We start from the raw sequence: 18,025 nt of genomic DNA, 5'->3' as shown, positions 1-18,025 counted from the left end.
TTACGCGGCCGCGCTGATGCCATCGGCATCGGCGCGCAGTCCGCGCAGCTTGCCGAGCTGGACGTCGAGGTCGGCGATCCGCTCCTCGCGGTGATCGCCGTACTTGCCGTAGGCCACCTCCGCCACGCGCAACCGCTCGTCGGCGGTGCGCAGCACATCGGTGGCGATATCGGTGAAGTGGTCGCGCAGGGTGCGCTGCAGTGCGCGCAACCGATTTCGCGATTCCTTGCCGACCTGGAAGACGACATCGTCCATCAGCCTGGCCACCGAAACCTTCGCCTCGGCCTGACGGCGCTGCCGGCGAGCCTTGCGATCGTCCCAGAGCGCATTCGCGCCGAGCAGCAGCGCGGCGGCGGCCGAATACCAGTTCACCAGCGGCATTTTCAGCAGACTGGTCAGCACACCCACCATCAGCAGGCCACCGTAGGAGCCGCGCATAACGGTCAGGAATTGCGCCATCACACCGGCTTTCGCACTGGTCAGGGAATCCAGCGGCGCGACGGGCCCGAGAACTTCACCGGGATTGTGCAGGCGTAGGTCCGGCAGTGGCGGGGTGCGGTGATCGGCCGGGAATTTGGCCGCCACCTGTTCGGACAGTTCCACTGCCCGGTAGTGCGCCATCACGAAATTCTCTTCGACGGCCTCGCAGATGCGCGCGTCCAGATCGGCGCCGAAATCCTTCCAGCGCCGGGCCGGATCGGTCTGGGCGATCTCGGCCTCGGTGTCGCGGACCAGACTGCGCAACCGGTGCCGCAGATCGTGTTCGATATCGGCCATCAACTCGGTGCTGCCATCGCCGAGGGTGACCTGCCAGTTGGCCGAGCGCTGCCGCAGCTGATCGGCCTGGTCGCGGGCGGCCACCAATTGTTCGGTGATCTCCACCCGGCGGCGCGGATCGCGCAGCGCCTCGGCCTCGGTCCGCAGGGTTACCGCAAGATGGTCGGCGACCAGCCGGATGTCATTGGCCGCGGCCGCCAGGACCAGGGTGTCGGCCCTGCCCACCACATAATCGCGCAGATGGTCGACGAGCTGAGGTACGCCCGATTCGATATCGCGCTGATAGTTGCCCGCCTGCTGGTGCAGCAGCGCCGAAACCGGGGCCACCGCGAAGCCGAGTCCGGCCGCGTCCAGCAGCTCACGATTGCGCTGCTGAGTGTGCTGCCAGTGCGGGTGCAGGTCGATCTTGTTCAGCACGCAGATCACCGTGGGGCAGATCTGCTGGATGCGGTCGAGATAGGTGATCTGCTCCGCGGTGAACTCGGTTCCGGCGTCACCGACGTAGAGCACGGCATCGGCGGCGGCGATCATCGACCAGGTGGTGTGGTCCTCGCCATTGCCGCCCGGCGCGTCCATCAGGACCACGCCATCGGCCAGCAGCGGACTCGGCTCGGTGAATTCGGCGCGGATCACCCCGTCGGCGGCCAGCGCCGGACCCGGATCGAGCGGATCGACCGACTGACGTTCGATGCGGCCCGCGCCGAGCGATTTCACCAGCACCGCCGTCGGCTCGGGTCCGTACTCCGCGATCACCGGCACGCTCAGCGCACTCTCGGTGGCGCTGACCCTGGCCCCGACCAAACCGTTGACCAGGGTGCTCATACCGCTCTTGGACGCACCGACGACCACGAGGCGCAGCCGCGGGTCACCGACCCTGGCCCGCACCATATTCAGTCGGCCGCTCAGATCGTCCCGGCCCACGGAGCGGGTCATCTCCTGCAGTTGATCGAGAATTCCGATGACCGGCGCCATGACCTGCGGATGTTTCACCGTGGCGGCCTCCAGCCCGGCTGCGGCAGACAACCCTCCTCCTAACTGTCGTACGGATATCGCATTCGACGATGACATGCGCCAGCGCGACGGGTGCGCGCGACCCCCATCAGGTTTCCTAGATCAGGGCGATGTCCAGCCCCGATGCCAGGTGGTGGCCGTCGTCGACGGCCGCATCGGGCAGCAGCGGGGCGGACAGACCACCGGCGATCAAGGTCAGCGCCGAATGGTCGGGTTCATATATCGGATGCGCGAAGTCGGCCGGGTCGCCGAGTTCCGCGGCGATCGGATGCGGCTTGACGTCGATCGGCGGCTGCATCGGGGTGACCGGTGCCGGCATCGTCGGGACAGGCACGTGGGTCTGCGGAGTCGGGATCGGCGCGGGGGAATTCATCGTCGGGATGTCGATATCCACGGTCGGCGCGAGGGTCGGCACGGAGTGGGTGGCCGTCGGCACCGAAACCGTCGGCTCGTTGGTCGGGATGTCCACCGTCGGTGGGGTGTGTGTGGTCGGGGCGGAGTTGCCCCCGGTTCCGCCGTTGACGGTGCTCGGGGTGGCCCCGCCGTGGCCGGTGCTCGGGGTGGTGCCGCCACCGTGGCCGGTGCCGGGGAGCGTCACATCGTCATCATCCGGCACAGTCGGGGTTGCGGGGTGGCTCGGCGCGTTGGTGCTGGGCGCGTTGGTGCTGGGCGCATTTGTGCTCGGCGCGTGCGTGGTCGGCGCCTGGGTACCCGGGATCTTGGTCGTGCCGGTGATGTCGGTGCCGGGGAGGGTGGCGCCAGGGGTCTTGGTGCTGGCCGGGTCGGGCACCTTGGTCGGATGCCCGGCGGTGCTGTCGCCGGGGATAACCGGAACCGGCACCGTCTTGGTGACGGTGGTCGGGACATTGGTCAGCGGCGAGTGCGGCGAATGCGAATCGTCGACCAGGACCGGCTTGGCCGGTACGGGCTTGGGCTCGAACAGCGCGGGCGCCACCGCGGCGGGCGCGGTCAGCGGCGACGGACCCGTCGGCGCCACAAGCACATTGGCGACCGGGGTGCTCGCCGCATCCGGCTGGATCGTGGTCTGCAGCGGCGTGGCCGCAACCGGCGCGGCGACCGCAGCGGGGGCAACCACCGGTGCTGGCGGCGCGACCGGCGGCGCGATCGGGGCAACCGGTGCGACGAACGGCTGAGCGGGCTGCACCGCGACGGGCTGCGCGGCGGCCGAGTACTGGGGAACGGACCCGGCAGGCTGCGTGGTCGACGCACTACTCGAGCTGTGCCCCGAGGCGCCGGACTGGTCCAGCCCGGAACGTCCGGTCGTGCCGGGGGTCTGGCCGAGCCAGTCGGAGAACCGGTCGATATTGTCGCCGACCCGACCGGCACCGGTCTCGACCTTCAGTGCGCCGTTGACCTCGACCTTGGAATGTGTGTTCAGGTACATCCCGTTCGGGCCGACGCCGAAGTCCACTGCGAGTTCGGTGTGCACGCTGAAGCTGGCGTCCGCATTGAGGAATACCCCGACGGCATCCGGATTTCCCACGCCATGGAACATATCCGCGCCATGGAACGCGTCGGCGCCATGGAACGCATCGGCGCCATGGAACGCGTCGGCGCCGTGGAACAGGTCACCGCTGCCCGCGGGCGCGCCGGTGTGAAACATATTGCCGCCGAAGAACGGAGCGCCACCGCCCGCGTTCGCTGCGCTACTGCCGTCGGCGTCTTCGGTCTCGCTCACCGGGCCCGCGGCTGCGGTGTCGCTGGCCGTCCCGGCCACCGGAATGCGGGGCAGGACAAAGGGGTTGGAGCCGGGCGCGACGAATCCGTTCGCGCCGGGCAGACCGAAGCCGTGGCCCTCCTGGCCCAGGCCGTGTCCGGGCAGCCCGAAACCGCCCTGGCCGAAGTCGAGTCCGGGCGCGCCACCGAAGCCGCCGCCCGCATGGCCGGTGCCGAAACCGAGACCGGACTGCGGCGTCTCGCTGTGCAGATCGAGTCCGGAGCGCTCGCTCTCGGTACCGAGGGCGAGTCCGGGCTGGTAGCCGTTGCCGTGGGCGGCGTCCTGCCACGGCTGCGGCGTGTGCTGCTGCGGTGGCGAACCGAACTGCAGACCGACGTTCGGCGCGTCCGGGATGGTGAACGGAGCATTGACGCCGATATCGCGCGGTGCCGGCGTGTGCCCGTGAATCGGTGCGGGCGGTGCCGAATTCGGATCCGGATCCGGGAAGGTCACCACCGGACTCGGTGCGTCCGCATCGGGATCACGAGAGTAGGCCGAGGTCCAGCTGTCGAGCCGTTGCCCACCGGGATGCACGGGCGCGGTACCGCCGTTGGCGGCGATCAGGGCGCCACCGGTGACGTACGCGCCCGCCCGCGCTACCCGCGCGACGCCGGTGGCGACGCGATAGGCGGTATCTCCCCCACGGTCGTCAGCATCGGTGTCATCGCTGTCGAAGGGCAGGTCACTCGTCATGCAAGCTCCACTCTCAGGTTTCCAGCATCCTCACCACGCCGGGCAGACCGAGTGAAGATCAACTAACGATATTCCGGAAAACCCAACTGTCACATTCTGCAGGTCCGCAAAGAATACGACTGTGACAAGCAACACAACCTTGCCATTGGAAAAACCAGAACGGAAGCCCCGATTCTGCGGGCATCTCAAACCGGGTGCAGGTGTTGTTATTTGGACCTGATCGAGCACTTCGAACCGAGCCGTGCAGCGGCCGAAGCCGTGCCGACGAGACTAACTCGTCGGTGGCGACCCGTACAGCCCGTACTTCGATGGGCTGCAAGAGATCTCTAACAATTTCTCGAGAGACGGTGAAGTTCGGTTCCCTAGCGTCGATCTCGCCGGGACGACCCGGCACCGACGCGAAGGAGATCGCATCATGTCCGCACCCCTCGGACGCGGCCGAGCCCGCACTGTCGCCATCGTCACCGGGACGGCATTCGCCGCGACGGCGTCCGCGCTGGTCGCGGGCGCCGCCTCGGCCCAGCCGCCGCAGCCGGGCGGTGGTCCGACCGTGACGTGTGTGCTGATCGCTCCCGGCGACCCGCACGTGGTGATCCAGGGCGAGCCGGGGCCGCAGGTCGCCGTTCCGGCCGCACCGCTGCCACCGGGCGCCGCGCTGCCCGACTGCCCGGATATCGATCCGTCCGGACCGGTCATTGTCGGCCCCGCTCAGCCCGGTGGTCCGCACGTGATCATCGAACACCGACCCGGCGCCGTGCCTGTCCACCCCGCGCAACCGGCTGCTACCGGCAGCAGCGGCAGCTGACCGCGCGCCGGCTCTATCGTGGCCCCATGACGACAGCATCCGGCAGCGATTCGATGAGGTGGTTGGCCGGATGACGGGCGGACAGCGCATCTTGGTCGTCGACGATGAGGTTCGAGTTCTCGCGTCACTGCGGCGCGGGCTCGAACTGTCCGACTTCGAGGTGGTCACCGCGGGTGACGGCGCCGAGGCGCTGGCCATGGTCCACCGCACCGAACCGGACGCCATGGTGCTCGATGTGAATATGCCGAATCTCGATGGGGCGGGCGTGGTTACGGCATTGCGCGCGATGGGCAACGACATTCCGATCTGTGTACTCAGCGCCCGCACCGCGGTCAGCGATCGCATCGCCGCCCTGGAGCGCGGCGCCGACGACTACCTGACCAAACCCTTCGACCTCGGTGAGCTGGTCGCCCGGCTGCACGCACTGCTGCGCCGTCGGCCCGCGGCCGGGCAGCCGTCCGGCGACGGCCACCGCCAGGTCGGACAGGTCCGGATCGATCGGGCCGGACACCGGGTGTTCGCCAGCGGACAGCAAGTGGAGCTGACCAAACGGGAATTCGAGGTGCTCGCGCTGCTGGCCGACAACACCGGCATCGTGCTCAGCCGCACGCAGATCCTGTCCGCGGTCTGGGGTTATGACTTCACCACCGACACCAATGTGGTGGATGTGTTCGTCTCCTATCTGCGGCGCAAATTGGAGGAGCACGGTGCGCGACGGGTGATCCACACGGTGCGCGGGGTGGGTTTCGTACTGCGGGAGGAAGCGTGAGTCGGCGAATGCTGAAGGTGTCGTTGTCGTTGCGCGCTCGGGTGGCGCTGGTGTCGGGCGTCGTCGCCGCGCTGGTGGCGGTCGTGCTCGGTGTCGCGTACTTCGCACTGCTCGCCACCGCGAGTTCACGGCAGTTGGATCAGACGGTGCAGACGATGCACGTCCGGGTCGCGCGGCCCGCGGATATCGTGCCGTCTCCCGGTCTGCCGGTCGATGTGCTACCCCCGCTCCCCTTACCGGAAGACATTGCGCGGATACCACTTCCAACTGGTCCGCCACACGTGGTCCAGTTCGCCGACGACGCCGTCGCCCCGGTTGCCGGAGCGCCCGGCCTTGCCGTGGTGCTGCGCCCGAACCGTGCCGCCGTCGACTCGGCAATCCGGCGCAGCCAGCTGATCGGCCTGTCGGTCGCGGTCGGCGGCGTACTGCTGGCCGCCACGCTCGGCTGGTTTCTGGCCGGTTATGCCGCTCGACCGCTGCGGAAACTGGCCACCGCCACACATGGCATCGACACGCTGGAGAAACTGCCGCCATTGTCCGGCCGCGGCGCGCGTGAAGCCGAGGAACTCTCCGATGCCATCACCCGCATGCTGGCGCGGCTCGAGGCGGCACACGGCGCCACCAATCGCGCGCTGGCCAGCGCCAGGGACTTCGCCGCGGTCTGTGCCCATGAGCTGCGCACACCGCTGACCGCGATGCGCACCGACCTGGAAGTCCTGGCCACCAAGGAATTACCCGCTGAGCAGCAGCGCACGGTACTCGCCGACGTGCTGCTCACCGAACGCCACATCGAGAACACCCTGACCGATCTGGAACGACTCGCGGTCGGCGAACTCACCGAATCCGACACCTTCGAACCCTTCGAACTCTGCGAAACCCTCGACCGCGCGGTACAGGACGCCCGCCGCCGCCATCCCGAGGCACATATCGACCTCACCGAATGCGCCCCGACCACGGTGACCGGTCTACCCGGCGGCCTCATGCTGATCGTCACGAACGCCGTCGCCAACGCCGTACAGCACGGTCACGCCCGCACCATCACGATCGCTGCCCGATGCTGCGATCCGAGCGCCACTGAGGCGAGCCCTACTGAGCCGACCGCGACTGGTCCGGGCCATGCCGATCCGAGCACCGCCGCTACCAGCCCAGGTGACGCAACCTTCGCCGATCCGAATGCCTTCCCCCACAACGCCTCCGATGCACCCACCCAAGTCGAGATCATCATCGACGACGACGGCACCGGCATCCCCGAACCCCTCCGCCCCACCGCCTTCGACCGCTTCACCAAAGGCCCCGGCTCCCCCGGCTCCGGCCTGGGCTTGGCCCTGGTCCGCCAACAAGCCGAACTCCACTCCGGCACAGCCGAACTCGACCACGCCCCGCTCGGCGGTGTTCGTCTGCGCGTGCGGATCGCCGCACGCACTTCCTGAACTCAGCGAATCCAGTCCAGTAGCGGCGCGGTATCGAGTGTGACGGCCACCGGTTCCGGCAACGTCACCTCGAGGCCGATCGCATACCGGTGCACATCGAGGTACTTGTCGCCATTCGGCTTGCTGTAAACCACTACCTCGGCCGAGTCGCGGTCGATGAGCAAGTAGATCGGAATCTCCACTTGGGCGTACGCAATAGGCTTTTCCACGCGGTCGCGCTCATTACTGTCCGAACCGCGTGAAGTGACTTCGACGGTCATCGCGACAGCCTCGGCTGGAGCCCATTCACCCGTTCCGGCAAACGCATCCAATGGCGCCAACACCCCGTCCGGGCGCGCCCGTCCCCTGTAATCGGTCCCTACGGCCAATCCTTGCCCCGCAACATGCAGGAATAGCTGCGGGTTGAGCGGCATGAACAGCAGAAGTAGCCAGTTGAGGATCCGGCCATGGCCACCATCCGACAGGCGCTTGACCGCAAGCCGTCCGCCGATAAGTTCAAGTTGGACACCCTCGATCTCGCGCTCGACCGCACGAGCAATCGACTCGAACTCACTTGTGAGGATCAGATCCTGCTCCACCACAGCCACCCCCTCGAACTTATCCCGCGCGCATACTGCTGCCAGCAGACGTGATCTGCATCGAATCCGCACGAAATCAGTGGCACACGGTTACAACCGCGGCCACTGGTTGTTGACCAGTCCGGTTATCCGCCCGGACCGGCTTACTTCTGCCCCTTCGGCTTGTCGGAGGCGGCGTCCGACGAGAGCGCGGCGACGAAGGCTTCCTGGGGAACGTCGACGCGGCCGATCGTCTTCATGCGCTTCTTGCCTTCCTTCTGCTTCTCGAGCAGTTTGCGCTTGCGGCTGATGTCACCGCCGTAGCACTTGGCGAGGACGTCCTTGCGGATGGCGCGGATGTTTTCGCGGGCAATGATTTTGGAGCCGATGGCGGCCTGGATGGGCACCTCGAACTGCTGGCGCGGGATGAGCTCGCGCAGTTTGGTGGTCATCTTGTGGCCGTAGGCCTGGGCGGCGTCGCGGTGCACGATCGCCGAGAACGCGTCCACCGCCTCGCCCTGCAGCAGGATGTCCACCTTCACCAGCGCCGACTCCTGCACACCCGCCTCCTCGTAATCGAGGCTGGCATAGCCGCGGGTACGTGATTTCAGCGAGTCGAAGAAGTCGAAGATGATCTCGGCCATCGGCATGGTGTAGCGCAGTTCGACGCGGGTCTCCGACAGGTAGTCCATACCGCCGAGTTCACCGCGACGCGCCTGGCACAGTTCCATGATCGAGCCGATGAATTCGCTCGGCGAGATGATCGTGCACTTGACCACCGGCTCGTACACATGCCGGACCTTGCCCTCGGGCCAGTACGAGGGATTGGTAACGACGTGTTCGGCGCCGTCCTCCATCTCCACCTTGTAGACCACGTTGGGCGCGGTGGAGATCAGATCCAGATCGAATTCACGCTGCAGCCGCTCGCGGGTGATCTCCATATGCAGCAGACCGAGGAACCCGCACCGGAAGCCGAAGCCGAGGGCCACCGAGGTCTCCGGCTCGTAGGTCAGGGCGGCGTCGTTGAGCTGGAGCTTGTCCAGTGCGTCGCGCAGGTCCGGGTAGTCCGAACCGTCCACCGGGTAGAGACCGGAGTACACCATCGGGCGTGGCTCGCGGTAGCCGGTCAGCGGTTCGGTCGCACCGCCGCGGGCGGAGGTCACGGTATCGCCGACCTTCGACTGGCGCACATCCTTCACGCCGGTGATCAGATAGCCGACCTCGCCGACGCCGAGCCCCTGGGTGGGCTTGGGCTCCGGGGAGACGATGCCGACCTCGAGCAGTTCGTGCGTCGCGCCGGTGGACATCATCTTGATCTTCTCGCGCGGAACGATCTTGCCGTCCACCACCCGGACATAGGTGACCACGCCGCGGTAGGTGTCGTAGACCGAGTCGAAGATCATGGCCCGGGCCGGTGCGTCCGGATCGCCGACCGGCGCCGGCACCGCCTCGATGACCTTGTTCAGCAGTTCCGGCACACCGACGCCGGTCTTACCGGAGACCCGCAGCACGTCCTCGGGTTCGCAACCGATGATGTGCGCGATCTCGCCCGCGTAACGATCGGGATCCGCGGCCGGGAGATCGATCTTGTTGAGCACCGGGATGATCGTCAGATCCTTGTCCAGCGCCAGGTACAGATTCGCCAGCGTCTGCGCCTCGATGCCCTGCGCCGCGTCGACCAGCAGCACCGCGCCCTCACACGCCTCCAGCGCGCGCGACACCTCATAGGTGAAGTCGACGTGGCCGGGGGTATCGATGAGGTGCAGTACGTAGTCGGTGCCGTCGACCTGCCAGGGCAGTCGGACGTTCTGGGCCTTGATGGTGATGCCGCGCTCGCGCTCGATATCCATTCGGTCCAGGTACTGGGCGCGCATCGCCCGCTCCTCGACCACTCCGGTCAGTTGCAGCATGCGGTCGGCCAGCGTCGACTTGCCGTGGTCGATGTGCGCGATGATGCAGAAGTTCCGGATCCGGGCGGGATCGGTGAACGTCGTGTCGGCGAAGCTGGCGGGCACTCCACTCCTCATGGGTATCGGCAAACTGCCGTCCATCGTCCCATGCGCGCGGTAAAGACCCTGTCAGCGGTGCACCGTTCTGCGTTCCGAACCACTTTTCAGCCCCGATAGCCGGTGCCTGGAATGCGGCGCTCATAGTCGGCGCACAGATAGGTCTCGGGTACCTGCTCGGTGACCGGCACCTCGAAATAGTCGTCCTTGGAGCGGACCGCAAGGTACTTGTCCCTGGCCTCGCGATGACACCACATGCCGGTGAGGCCGTGCCCGTATGGCGAGTAGTCGGAAAACAGGCACGTCATACAGGAGATCAGGCGGACGTCGTCGGGAAACTGCTGTCCCAGTCGGAACAGCGCGTCCTCGAAGTACCGGTCGGTGGCCTGGTAGGTCTGCCCATCGATCTCGACAGCGAGTTGCAGTGACTCACCGGTCCCACCGGGCGGCAGTGTCAGCAGGAAATGGATCGGACCGGGTCGCTGCTCGCCGCCCACCTGCACCATGCCGGGCAACTCGCCGGAGAAGGTGCAGCCGGAAATGGCATCCCACTCGTCGATGGGCAGTCCCACCCGAAGTGCGGCGCCCTGGTCAAAGGGACCGAGCGCGTCGAAATCCGGACCCGCCACGGGGACACCACGGATCACAGTTCGGATATCGAAGCGGTTCGGACCCCAATGCCGCGATGGCCCGATCCGCCACACGATGTGCTCGATACCGTGTCCGTCCTCGTAGGTTCCCGGAAAAACCTGCGGCTGCACAGCTGGATACCTTCCGCACGACGAATTCCGCAGACTCTAGCGGAGAATGCGCACGCGTCGAACTGGGATGCTCGACATCGCCGAATCCGTCCCGACAATCGGACAAATCCCGCACAACGCAGGGTCTGCGGGCCGTACCTTCGGCGGGTGGAGAAATTGGTCTTCGTTCTGCGCCGGTCCGATTCCGACGCGACCGACTCGTGGTGTGAATCGCTGCGCACCACCGTGGCCGCGCGCCTGGTCGACCTCGGAGTGGCGGGTGTCACCGTCTATGTCCGTGATGCGGCGGTCCGGGCCGCGCTGATGCGCATGGTCACGCTGGATCCGCCGATCACCGCGGTCGTCACCCTCTGGGTCGAGCAGAGCTACGGCCCAGCGGCCACGGCCGCGGCCGAGATCCTCGGTGCATACGCCACGGCGGCACACGGCTACCTGGTGACCGAGTCCGTGCCGCTGCGGCTCGACGATGCGGTCGCCACGCGCACCGAGGGCTTCGGCAATCTGGCCTTTCTGCGCCGACCCGCCGAACTCACCCATGAGGAATGGCTGCGACGCTGGCAGCACGAGCACACCGAAGTGGCCATCGCGACGCAGTCGACGTTCGGCTACACCCAGAACGTGGTGGTCCGGGCGATCACACCGGACGCGCCCGCCATCGATGCCATTGTCGAGGAACAGTTTCCGGCCGCGGCGCTCACCGATCCGATGGTCTGGTACGACACGCGCGACGCGGCCGAGTTCCAGGATCGGGTGCGCCGCATGCTGGACTCGGTCGCGCGGATCGGCGCCGATCGCGACCTCGATACCGTTTCCGTCAGCAGATATCCCGTGCTGCAACCGTTTTCGCTACGGACACGCCAGCACAGCGGAGCATGATGCGCGAATCGTCTGCGCACCTCACACGACCGCGACCGCGAACCGCAAGTCGTTAGTGCTACCGACCGGTAGGCGGTGCGGATGAGAAGACGAGACCGCGCCGTTACCATCCAAGGATGGCCCGAAGTTGGAACTCGATCGGCAAGCAGCTAGGCCTCATTGCGAAGGCGCAGAGTCCCAAGATCGTCAAGGAGCAGGGACCGAAGCTGGTCGACAAGCTACAGCGTTCGTCATTGCTCGAACGTGCGGTCGGCTCGCTGGCGACCCGCAAGGCCCCTGCGGTGGCGATTCGCCCGGCCGCCTCCACCCCGGTGCCGACGGGCGAGCGGGCCAGGCAGATCGTCTACTGCCCGCAATTGGACGGCCGCGCCGATCCCGGCGAGGTCGTGTGGACCTGGGTGCCCTACGAGGAGGATCCGAACAACGGCAAGGATCGCCCGGTGCTCGTCGTCGGGCGCGACCGCAGAACCCTGCTCGGCCTGATGCTGTCGTCGAATCCGGAACGCGCGTATGACCGGAACTGGGTCGGAATCGGCAGCGGCAGTTGGGATCACGAGGGCAGGCCGAGCTGGGTCCGCCTCGACCGGGTCCTCGACGTACCGGAGGACGGTATCCGCCGCGAGGGTGCGATCCTGGCACGCAAGACCTTCGACCTGGTCGCACATCGTCTGTGCGCCGAATACGACTGGTACTGATCGGGAATCGGGTGCCATCATGCACGTCGTGCTCTCATCGACCTGGGCTGGCACGAGAATGTCCACGCAACAACTGATCTCGCAATTACCTGGGTAACTCGCCGGGGACGAGCTAGCTCAACCAGCATCGACCAGCCGGTCCGCAACGCAGCTCTCGCGGCACTCACCGGTCGGCCTGAGGCGCGGCGAGGCGGTCAGGACACCATCTCGCGGGAGCGGCCGAACAGCACGCCGTAGACCAGTGCGCCGAGTACGCCACCGATCAGCGGGAATACGATGAACGCCCAGACTTGGGGACCGGCGCCGTCCTGGTAGAAGGCGACGGCGAGGCTGCGGGCCGGGTTCACCGAGGTGTTGTCCACCGGGATCGAGATCAGGTGGATGACCGTGAGCGTGAGACCGATCGACAGTCCGGCCTGTGGGATATCGGAGATCTGGTCGGTCGAGGCCAGCACCACGAAGACCAGCAGCGCGGTCAGCATGACCTCGACAATGATCGTGGCCGACAGGCCGTACCCGTTCTGGATCACCACCTGTCCCAGCGGACCGCGCATCGCGGACGGGCTGTGCTTACCCCAGCCGTTCGCACCGAGCCCATTGACCGCGCGGTCGTAGGACGGCAGGTTCTTGGCGATCGCGAACAGCACCAGCCCGGCCAGGAAGGCGCCGATCAACTGTGCGATCACATAGCCGACCGCGGAGATCACCGAAAGCCTGCCCATCAGCAGCTGTCCGACGGTCACGGCCGGATTCACGTGGCAGCCGGAGATCGGCCCGATTGCATAGACCAGGAACAGCAGGGACAGTCCGAACGCGAATGCCACGCCGAGCGCGCCGACCCGCTCACCGGCCAGCACGGCGGTGCCGACACCGCCGATAACCAGGACGAAGGTGCCCAACGCCTCGGCCGCCCACTTCTTGGGCTCCGGCGTCGGCTCCAGTTCGGTGACTTCCTCGACGACTTCCTGAGCAGTGGGAGACATGCGCGCCACCTTCCGAAAGGGTCATCCCCGCTGGCACGGGGATCTGCCTGGGACCTGCTACGAAAATCACGGCTGATGTGCAAGGGACGTTACGCGAGACCGGTGAGCACTACAACGACCACGAGATATCCGCGACGGCTGTCGCACCACCCACGACCGGCACAAAGGTCCGGGGACGCCCGGGAGCCTAGGCGAGACGGGTGATCTCCACGACGACCTCCAGATCGGTCGAGCCACCGCCGGAGAAAATGCCCTTCAGCGGCGGCACATCCGCGTAGTCGCGGCCGACGCCGACGGATATGTGCTGTTCATTGATGGCGATATTGTTGGTCGGGTCGTAGCCCCACCACGCGCCGGTCCACGCCTCGATCCAGGCGTGTGACTGCCCGGCAACCGTCGTATTGATCTCGGCGGCCGGATTGGGGTGCAGATAGCCGGAGACGTAACGACTCGGAATCCCCATGCTGCGCAACAACACCAGCGTCAAATGCGCGTAGTCCTGGCATACGCCTTGGCGATCGGCGAAGGCCTGCACGGCCGAGGTGTGCACCGAGGTGGTCCCCGTGATGTAGTTCATTTCGGCGTGCACCCATTCGGCCGCGCGCACAACGGCCTTCGCGGGCGGCACACCGCGGGCGAGTTGCCTCGCGACCGCGGCCAGCTTCTTGTCCTGCGGCACATAGTCGGTGGGCGAGAGCATTTCGTCGAAGCGGTCACGGATGTGTTCGGAACGCAACTCCTCCCACGACAGTTCCTCGGCCGGACCCGCGAACGGTTCGGTTTCCACCACTGATGATCCGGTGACCTCCAATTCGGTATGCGGCGCATGCAGATCGAAGGAGGTGACCGCGGTGCCCCAATAGTCGGTGTAGCGGTAGGACCGGGTGGATGGCACCGTCTCGACCCGGTTCAGGATGACGTTCTGCCTGCTGTCCGCACGCGGGGTGAGCCGAGCCTCGTTGAACGACCGGGTAACCGGAGCGTCGTATACATATCCGGTGGTGTGCACCACCCTGATCCGCCAGCTCACAGCTCTCCCTCCACCTGCGCATGGTTGTCGTGACTACTGCGCAGATCGGTCCAGGCAACCCACGGCGCGGCGTGGAAGTACTGCAATGCGATCGCCTCGCTGACCTCGCGGCAGGTCTTCTGCAGCGAGAGCAGGCGATTCTGCAGATCCTCCAAAAGCGCACCGGGCGGCAGGAATTCGAGTTCGCTGCGGGCCCGGCCGAGCAGTCGCTGCGCCTCGTGTCGGGCGCCGACCCGGCTGCTCGGGCGCTGATCGAGTTCGGCCAGGCAGGCCTCGGCCACCCGCACCGAATGGAAGACCGAACGTGGGAAGAGCCGGTCGAGCAGGATGAACTCGGCGACCAGATTGGCATCTAGTGCGCCGCGGTGGGTACGCAGGTAGGTGTCGTGTGCGCCCGCCGAGCGCAGTACGGTCACCCAGGCCGGTGACGAGGTGCGGTCGCCCGCGCGTGAAAGCAGCAGGCGCACGGTCATATCCACGCGTTCGATGGATCGGCCGAGCAGTAGGAAGCGGTAGCCGTCGTCGCGACTGAGGGTGGAATCGGAGAGTCCGGCGAACATTGCCGCCCGGTCCTTGATGTAGTGGAAGAATTCGTGCGGACCGAGGCTGCGGGCGGCCTTCTCGGCCGCGGCGAGCCCGATAAAGGTGGCGTTGAGGCACTCCCACATCTCGCTGGAGGTGACTTCGCGTGCGCCCCTGGCATTTTCGCGGGCATTGGCGATCGAATCGACGATGGAATTGCCGTGGTCGTGGCTGAACGCCACGAGGTCGGTCACCGACCAGACATCGAGTTCGATGTCGGGCGGTTCGATCCCCAATACCCGCAACAGGACTCGCGAAGTGCGGTCCGGGTCCACCGTGGCGTCCTCGAGCAGCTGATGCACCGCGACATCCAGGATGCGGGCGGTATCGTCGGCGCGTTCGACGTATCTTCCGATCCAGTACAGGGATTCGGCATTGCGGGCCAGCATCAGCGCATCACCGCGCCCTGTTGCTGCTGCCCGGTCGATCGGCTTTGTCGCTGGCGCATCGATCCCAGCCGCTGTTCCTGTTGTTGCTGCTGCTGTTGCTGATTCGCCTGCGCCGCGGTCAATTCCCGGCCCAGCTCGCGCTGGTCGGACTGTGGCGGATCGCTGACCAGCTCCTCGCCAGCGAGCTCACGGTCGTCGGGTGAGGTCCGCCCGGCCAGCACCCAGGTGTCCTTACTACCGCCGCCCTGACTGGAATTGACCACCAGCGAGCCCTCCGGCAATGCCACCCGGGTCAGACCGCCCGGCAGCACCCAGATGTCATCACCGTCGTTGACCGCGAACGGCCGCAGGTCGACATGGCGTGGAACCAGCGCACTTCCGATCTTGGTCGGCACCGTGGACAGCTGCACCACCGGCTGCGCGATCCAGCCCCGCGGATCCGACTTGATCTTGCGCCGAGTTGCCTCCAACTCCCGTGGCGAGGCAACCGGTCCGATGACGATGCCGTAGCCGCCGGAGCCCTCGACGGGTTTGATCACCAGTTCATCGAGGCGATCGAGCACCTCTTCGCGCTCCTCGTCGAGCCAGCACCGATAGGTGTCGACATTGGGCAGCACCGGCTTCTCGCCGAGGTAGTACTCGATGATCGTCGGCACATACGCGTAGGTCAGCTTGTCATCGCCGACGCCATTGCCAATTGCGCTGGAGATGACCACATTGCCCGCGCGCGCGGCATTCACCAGCCCGGCGACGCCGAGCACCGAATCGGGCCGGAAGTGCATCGGGTCCAGGAAGGTGTCGTCAATGCGCCGGTAGATCACGTCGACCTGGCGCTCCCCCGCCGTGGTCCGCATATAGACGACATTGTCGCGGCAGAACAGGTCGCGTCCCTCGACCAATTCCACCCCCATCTGCCTGGCCAGCAGCGAATGTTCGAAGTAGGCCGAGTTGTAGACGCCCGGGGTCAGCACCACGACCGTCGGATCGGCCTCGTTCGGCGCGGCCGAGGCGCGCAGCGCGGCCAGCAGATGGGTCGGATAGTCCCCGACCGCGCGGACCCGGTGCGAGGAGAACAGATCCGGGAAGACCCGGGCCATGGTGCGCCGGTTCTCCATGACATAGGAGACCCCGGACGGCGAGCGCAGATTGTCCTCCAGCACCCGGAAATCGCCGCGTTCGTCGCGGATCAGGTCGATGCCCGCCACATGGATGCGCACCCCGTTGGGCGGCACCAGTCCGGCGGCCTCGCGGTGGAAGTGCTGGCACGAGGTCACCAGCCGCTTCGGGATGACCTCGTCGCGCAGGATGTTCTGCTCGCCGTAGACATCGGCGAGGAACAGTTCCAGCGCGGTCACCCGCTGCTTGATCCCGCGCTCCAGCTTGGCCCATTCGGCGGCTGCGATCACCCGGGGCACCAGATCGAGCGGGAAGGGCCGCTCCTGTCCGGACAGCGAGAAGGTAATGCCCTGATCGATGAAGGCGCGGTCGAGCGCATCGGAGCGAGCCGCGAGATCGGCCACATCGATGGGCGCCAGCGCCGAGAAGATGCCCCGGTACGGCTGGCGCACTCGGCCCTGGCCGTCGAACATCTCGTCGAAGGCATCGGCGTACCGACCGGGGCCGTAGCCCTCGAACAGTCCCGAAGTGGTTGCTCGACCGTTGCCGTTCGCATGCCCGTTCGACCGGGCACGCGGCGGTGCCAGAGATCGAGCCGAACGTGGCGACGACACGGGAGTCATGCAAAAATCGTGCTACACGCAGCATCAATGCAGTGTGAGACGCAGGTAAATTTCTTGCATCACTCCTGGTTTCCGCCCAATTACTACGGTCGGTAATGTTGCCGATCGAACCGTTCGCGCGGTGGCGATTTCGCATGTCGGGTGGTGGTGATTTCGTGTGCGACGCGACGGCTGGTAACCTCGATCTTCGGCGTCGCGTTACCTGATCAGTCCGGTTACCAACGCGCGCTCGCGAACTTTTCAGCACAGTCCACTCAGCGACAGGAACACGAGGAAACAGGCGTGGCCAACATCAAGTCCCAGATGAAGCGGATCCGCACCAACGAGGCGGCGCGCAAGCGCAACCAGTCGGTCAAGTCCGGGCTGCGCACCGCGATCCGCAGCTTCCGGGAGGCCGCTGCCGCCGGCGATAAGGAAAAGGCCGCCGAGCAGCTGGTCTCCGCCAGCCGCAAGCTGGACAAGGCCGCCTCGAAGGGCGTCATCCACGCCAACCAGGCCGCCAACAAGAAGTCGGCCCTCGCGCTGGCGCTGAACAAGCTCTGATCACATCGGTACCGCAGCGGTACCACCTCATACGCTGACGCAGCCGCCGTGGCCTCGATGACCACGGCGGCTTTTGTCGTCCGCGATCGACTATTGCGAAGATCACTTTCTCGAGCTGCCGATGCGGCGGGTCAGGCGCGAAACGTACCGATGAGCACTTTTATCGCAACTATCCAGCAAACTTCAGCTCCGGCGGCAAGGCTGCTCTATGGGCGTTGAGCGGAACGACCCCGATAGGTGCCATGTCATCGAGACTGCCCTGGCAAATCGGTAGAGAAACGCCGGGCGGCGACCGCACCGGGCCATTGCCGCATCCCACTCCTCGAGCCGGATTCTGATCGGGCAGCCACATGTCGGAGGTTCCCGCTACGATTCGGCGCATGGTTACCGTGTACGCCAATCAGACGCCGGTTCGCTCCGAAGACCTCCCGGATGTCATTCGTGCCGCCGAGGTCCTAGGCATCGGACTGAAGATCGAGAACGTCATGGTCCCTGACGAGGAAGGCGGCTACTCGCTGGAGTGGATCGTCACCCGGGACGAGGAGATTCCGGTCTACGAGGAGTGGGAGGGCCGCTATGAGGAGCCGGAAGAGGATATCGAGCTAGTTCTCAGCTCGGTCGAATAATCCCCCGCGCATCCG

The 18,025-nt window shown here is 66.3% G+C and carries 16 protein-coding genes; 7 read left to right on the top strand and 9 right to left on the bottom strand.

Going from position 1 to position 18,025, the window contains the following annotated elements; translation table 11 throughout:
• Both ABZ293_RS24350 and ABZ293_RS24345 read right to left on the bottom strand, forming a co-directional pair.
• Complete coding sequence (locus tag ABZ293_RS24350) at positions 1–1,800, bottom strand: hypothetical protein (protein WP_355184094.1); 1,800 nt, start codon at positions 1,798–1,800, stop codon at positions 1–3.
• A gap of 85 nt (positions 1,801–1,885) precedes the next feature.
• The gene (locus tag ABZ293_RS24345) at positions 1,886–4,219 is read right to left on the bottom strand and encodes a hypothetical protein (protein ID WP_355184092.1); all 2,334 of its coding nucleotides are present in this window, start codon (positions 4,217–4,219) and stop codon (positions 1,886–1,888) included.
• Between the two features lie 415 nt (positions 4,220–4,634).
• Between ABZ293_RS24345 and ABZ293_RS24340 the strand changes: the two genes are divergently transcribed.
• The 3 genes from ABZ293_RS24340 to ABZ293_RS24330 all read left to right on the top strand — a co-directional run bounded on the left by ABZ293_RS24340 (position 4,635) and on the right by ABZ293_RS24330 (position 7,223).
• Complete coding sequence (locus ABZ293_RS24340; RefSeq protein ID WP_355184090.1) at positions 4,635–5,024, top strand: hypothetical protein; 390 nt, start codon at positions 4,635–4,637, stop codon at positions 5,022–5,024.
• 70 nt (positions 5,025–5,094) lie between these two features.
• Entirely contained in the window at positions 5,095–5,793 is a 699-nt protein-coding gene (locus tag ABZ293_RS24335; protein WP_355184088.1) for a response regulator transcription factor, read from the top strand.
• Entirely contained in the window at positions 5,790–7,223 is a 1,434-nt protein-coding gene (locus ABZ293_RS24330) for a HAMP domain-containing sensor histidine kinase (RefSeq protein ID WP_355184086.1), read from the top strand. The genes ABZ293_RS24335 and ABZ293_RS24330 overlap by 4 nt, the downstream gene beginning before the upstream one ends.
• A gap of 2 nt (positions 7,224–7,225) precedes the next feature.
• Here the strand turns inward: ABZ293_RS24330 and ABZ293_RS24325 are convergent, their stop codons facing one another.
• The 3 genes from ABZ293_RS24325 to ABZ293_RS24315 form a co-directional block, all read right to left on the bottom strand.
• Entirely contained in the window at positions 7,226–7,810 is a 585-nt protein-coding gene (locus ABZ293_RS24325) for a Uma2 family endonuclease (protein WP_355184084.1), read from the bottom strand.
• A gap of 134 nt (positions 7,811–7,944) precedes the next feature.
• Entirely contained in the window at positions 7,945–9,807 is a 1,863-nt protein-coding gene (gene lepA, locus ABZ293_RS24320; RefSeq protein WP_355184082.1) for a translation elongation factor 4, read from the bottom strand.
• An 86-nt stretch (positions 9,808–9,893) separates the two neighbouring features.
• On the bottom strand, positions 9,894–10,547 hold the full coding sequence (locus ABZ293_RS24315; RefSeq protein ID WP_355184080.1) for a DUF6304 family protein: 654 nt from the start codon (positions 10,545–10,547) through the stop codon (positions 9,894–9,896).
• Between the two features lie 147 nt (positions 10,548–10,694).
• Here ABZ293_RS24315 and ABZ293_RS24310 point away from each other — a divergent pair, with 147 nt between their 5' ends.
• The gene (locus tag ABZ293_RS24310; protein WP_355184078.1) at positions 10,695–11,423 is read left to right on the top strand and encodes a hypothetical protein; all 729 of its coding nucleotides are present in this window, start codon (positions 10,695–10,697) and stop codon (positions 11,421–11,423) included.
• A 116-nt stretch (positions 11,424–11,539) separates the two neighbouring features.
• Complete coding sequence (locus tag ABZ293_RS24305; protein ID WP_355184076.1) at positions 11,540–12,118, top strand: type II toxin-antitoxin system PemK/MazF family toxin; 579 nt, start codon at positions 11,540–11,542, stop codon at positions 12,116–12,118.
• Positions 12,119–12,312: 194 nt separating this feature from the next.
• On the opposite strand, the gene ABZ293_RS24300 is transcribed toward ABZ293_RS24305, so the two are convergent.
• The 4 genes from ABZ293_RS24300 to ABZ293_RS24285 form a co-directional block, all read right to left on the bottom strand.
• Entirely contained in the window at positions 12,313–13,101 is a 789-nt protein-coding gene (locus ABZ293_RS24300) for an aquaporin (protein WP_355184074.1), read from the bottom strand.
• Between the two features lie 187 nt (positions 13,102–13,288).
• Complete coding sequence (locus ABZ293_RS24295) at positions 13,289–14,131, bottom strand: transglutaminase family protein (RefSeq protein WP_355184072.1); 843 nt, start codon at positions 14,129–14,131, stop codon at positions 13,289–13,291.
• Positions 14,128–15,102, bottom strand: coding sequence for an alpha-E domain-containing protein (locus ABZ293_RS24290; protein ID WP_355184070.1), 975 nt, complete (start codon positions 15,100–15,102; stop codon positions 14,128–14,130). The genes ABZ293_RS24295 and ABZ293_RS24290 overlap by 4 nt, the downstream gene beginning before the upstream one ends.
• Positions 15,102–16,691, bottom strand: a complete 1,590-nt coding sequence (locus ABZ293_RS24285; RefSeq protein WP_355184154.1) for a circularly permuted type 2 ATP-grasp protein — start codon at positions 16,689–16,691, stop codon at positions 15,102–15,104. Before ABZ293_RS24285 ends, ABZ293_RS24290 begins: the two co-directional genes overlap by 1 nt.
• 432 nt (positions 16,692–17,123) lie before the next feature.
• Between ABZ293_RS24285 and rpsT the strand changes: the two genes are divergently transcribed.
• Both rpsT and ABZ293_RS24275 read left to right on the top strand, forming a co-directional pair.
• Positions 17,124–17,384, top strand: a complete 261-nt coding sequence (gene rpsT, locus ABZ293_RS24280) for a 30S ribosomal protein S20 (protein ID WP_355184068.1) — start codon at positions 17,124–17,126, stop codon at positions 17,382–17,384.
• A gap of 380 nt (positions 17,385–17,764) precedes the next feature.
• Positions 17,765–18,010, top strand: a complete 246-nt coding sequence (locus tag ABZ293_RS24275) for a hypothetical protein (RefSeq protein ID WP_355184066.1) — start codon at positions 17,765–17,767, stop codon at positions 18,008–18,010.
• The last annotated feature ends 15 nt before the right edge of the window (positions 18,011–18,025 follow it).

Source organism: Nocardia sp. NPDC005998 (assembly GCF_040614395.1).
In the GTDB taxonomy this organism is placed as follows: Bacteria; Actinomycetota; Actinomycetes; order Mycobacteriales; family Mycobacteriaceae; genus Nocardia.
The sequence above is the reverse complement of the archived record's forward strand: the minus strand, read 5'-3'. Positions and strand labels throughout refer to the sequence as shown.

Excerpts from the sequence above, each read along its gene's own strand:
- ABZ293_RS24340 (WP_355184090.1), top strand. The coding sequence starts at position 4,635 with ATGTCCGCACCCCTCGGACGCGGCCGAGCCCGCACTGTCGCCATCGTC.
- ABZ293_RS24285 (WP_355184154.1), bottom strand. The coding sequence starts at position 16,691 with ATGTTCGACGGCCAGGGCCGAGTGCGCCAGCCGTACCGGGGCATCTTC.
- ABZ293_RS24345 (WP_355184092.1), bottom strand. The coding sequence starts at position 4,219 with ATGACGAGTGACCTGCCCTTCGACAGCGATGACACCGATGCTGACGAC.
- lepA (WP_355184082.1), bottom strand. The coding sequence starts at position 9,807 with ATGAGGAGTGGAGTGCCCGCCAGCTTCGCCGACACGACGTTCACCGAT.
- ABZ293_RS24305 (WP_355184076.1), top strand. The coding sequence starts at position 11,540 with ATGGCCCGAAGTTGGAACTCGATCGGCAAGCAGCTAGGCCTCATTGCG.
- ABZ293_RS24275 (WP_355184066.1), top strand. The coding sequence starts at position 17,765 with ATGGTTACCGTGTACGCCAATCAGACGCCGGTTCGCTCCGAAGACCTC.
- ABZ293_RS24290 (WP_355184070.1), bottom strand. The coding sequence starts at position 15,102 with ATGCTGGCCCGCAATGCCGAATCCCTGTACTGGATCGGAAGATACGTC.
- ABZ293_RS24300 (WP_355184074.1), bottom strand. The coding sequence starts at position 13,101 with ATGTCTCCCACTGCTCAGGAAGTCGTCGAGGAAGTCACCGAACTGGAG.
- ABZ293_RS24335 (WP_355184088.1), top strand. The coding sequence starts at position 5,095 with ATGACGGGCGGACAGCGCATCTTGGTCGTCGACGATGAGGTTCGAGTT.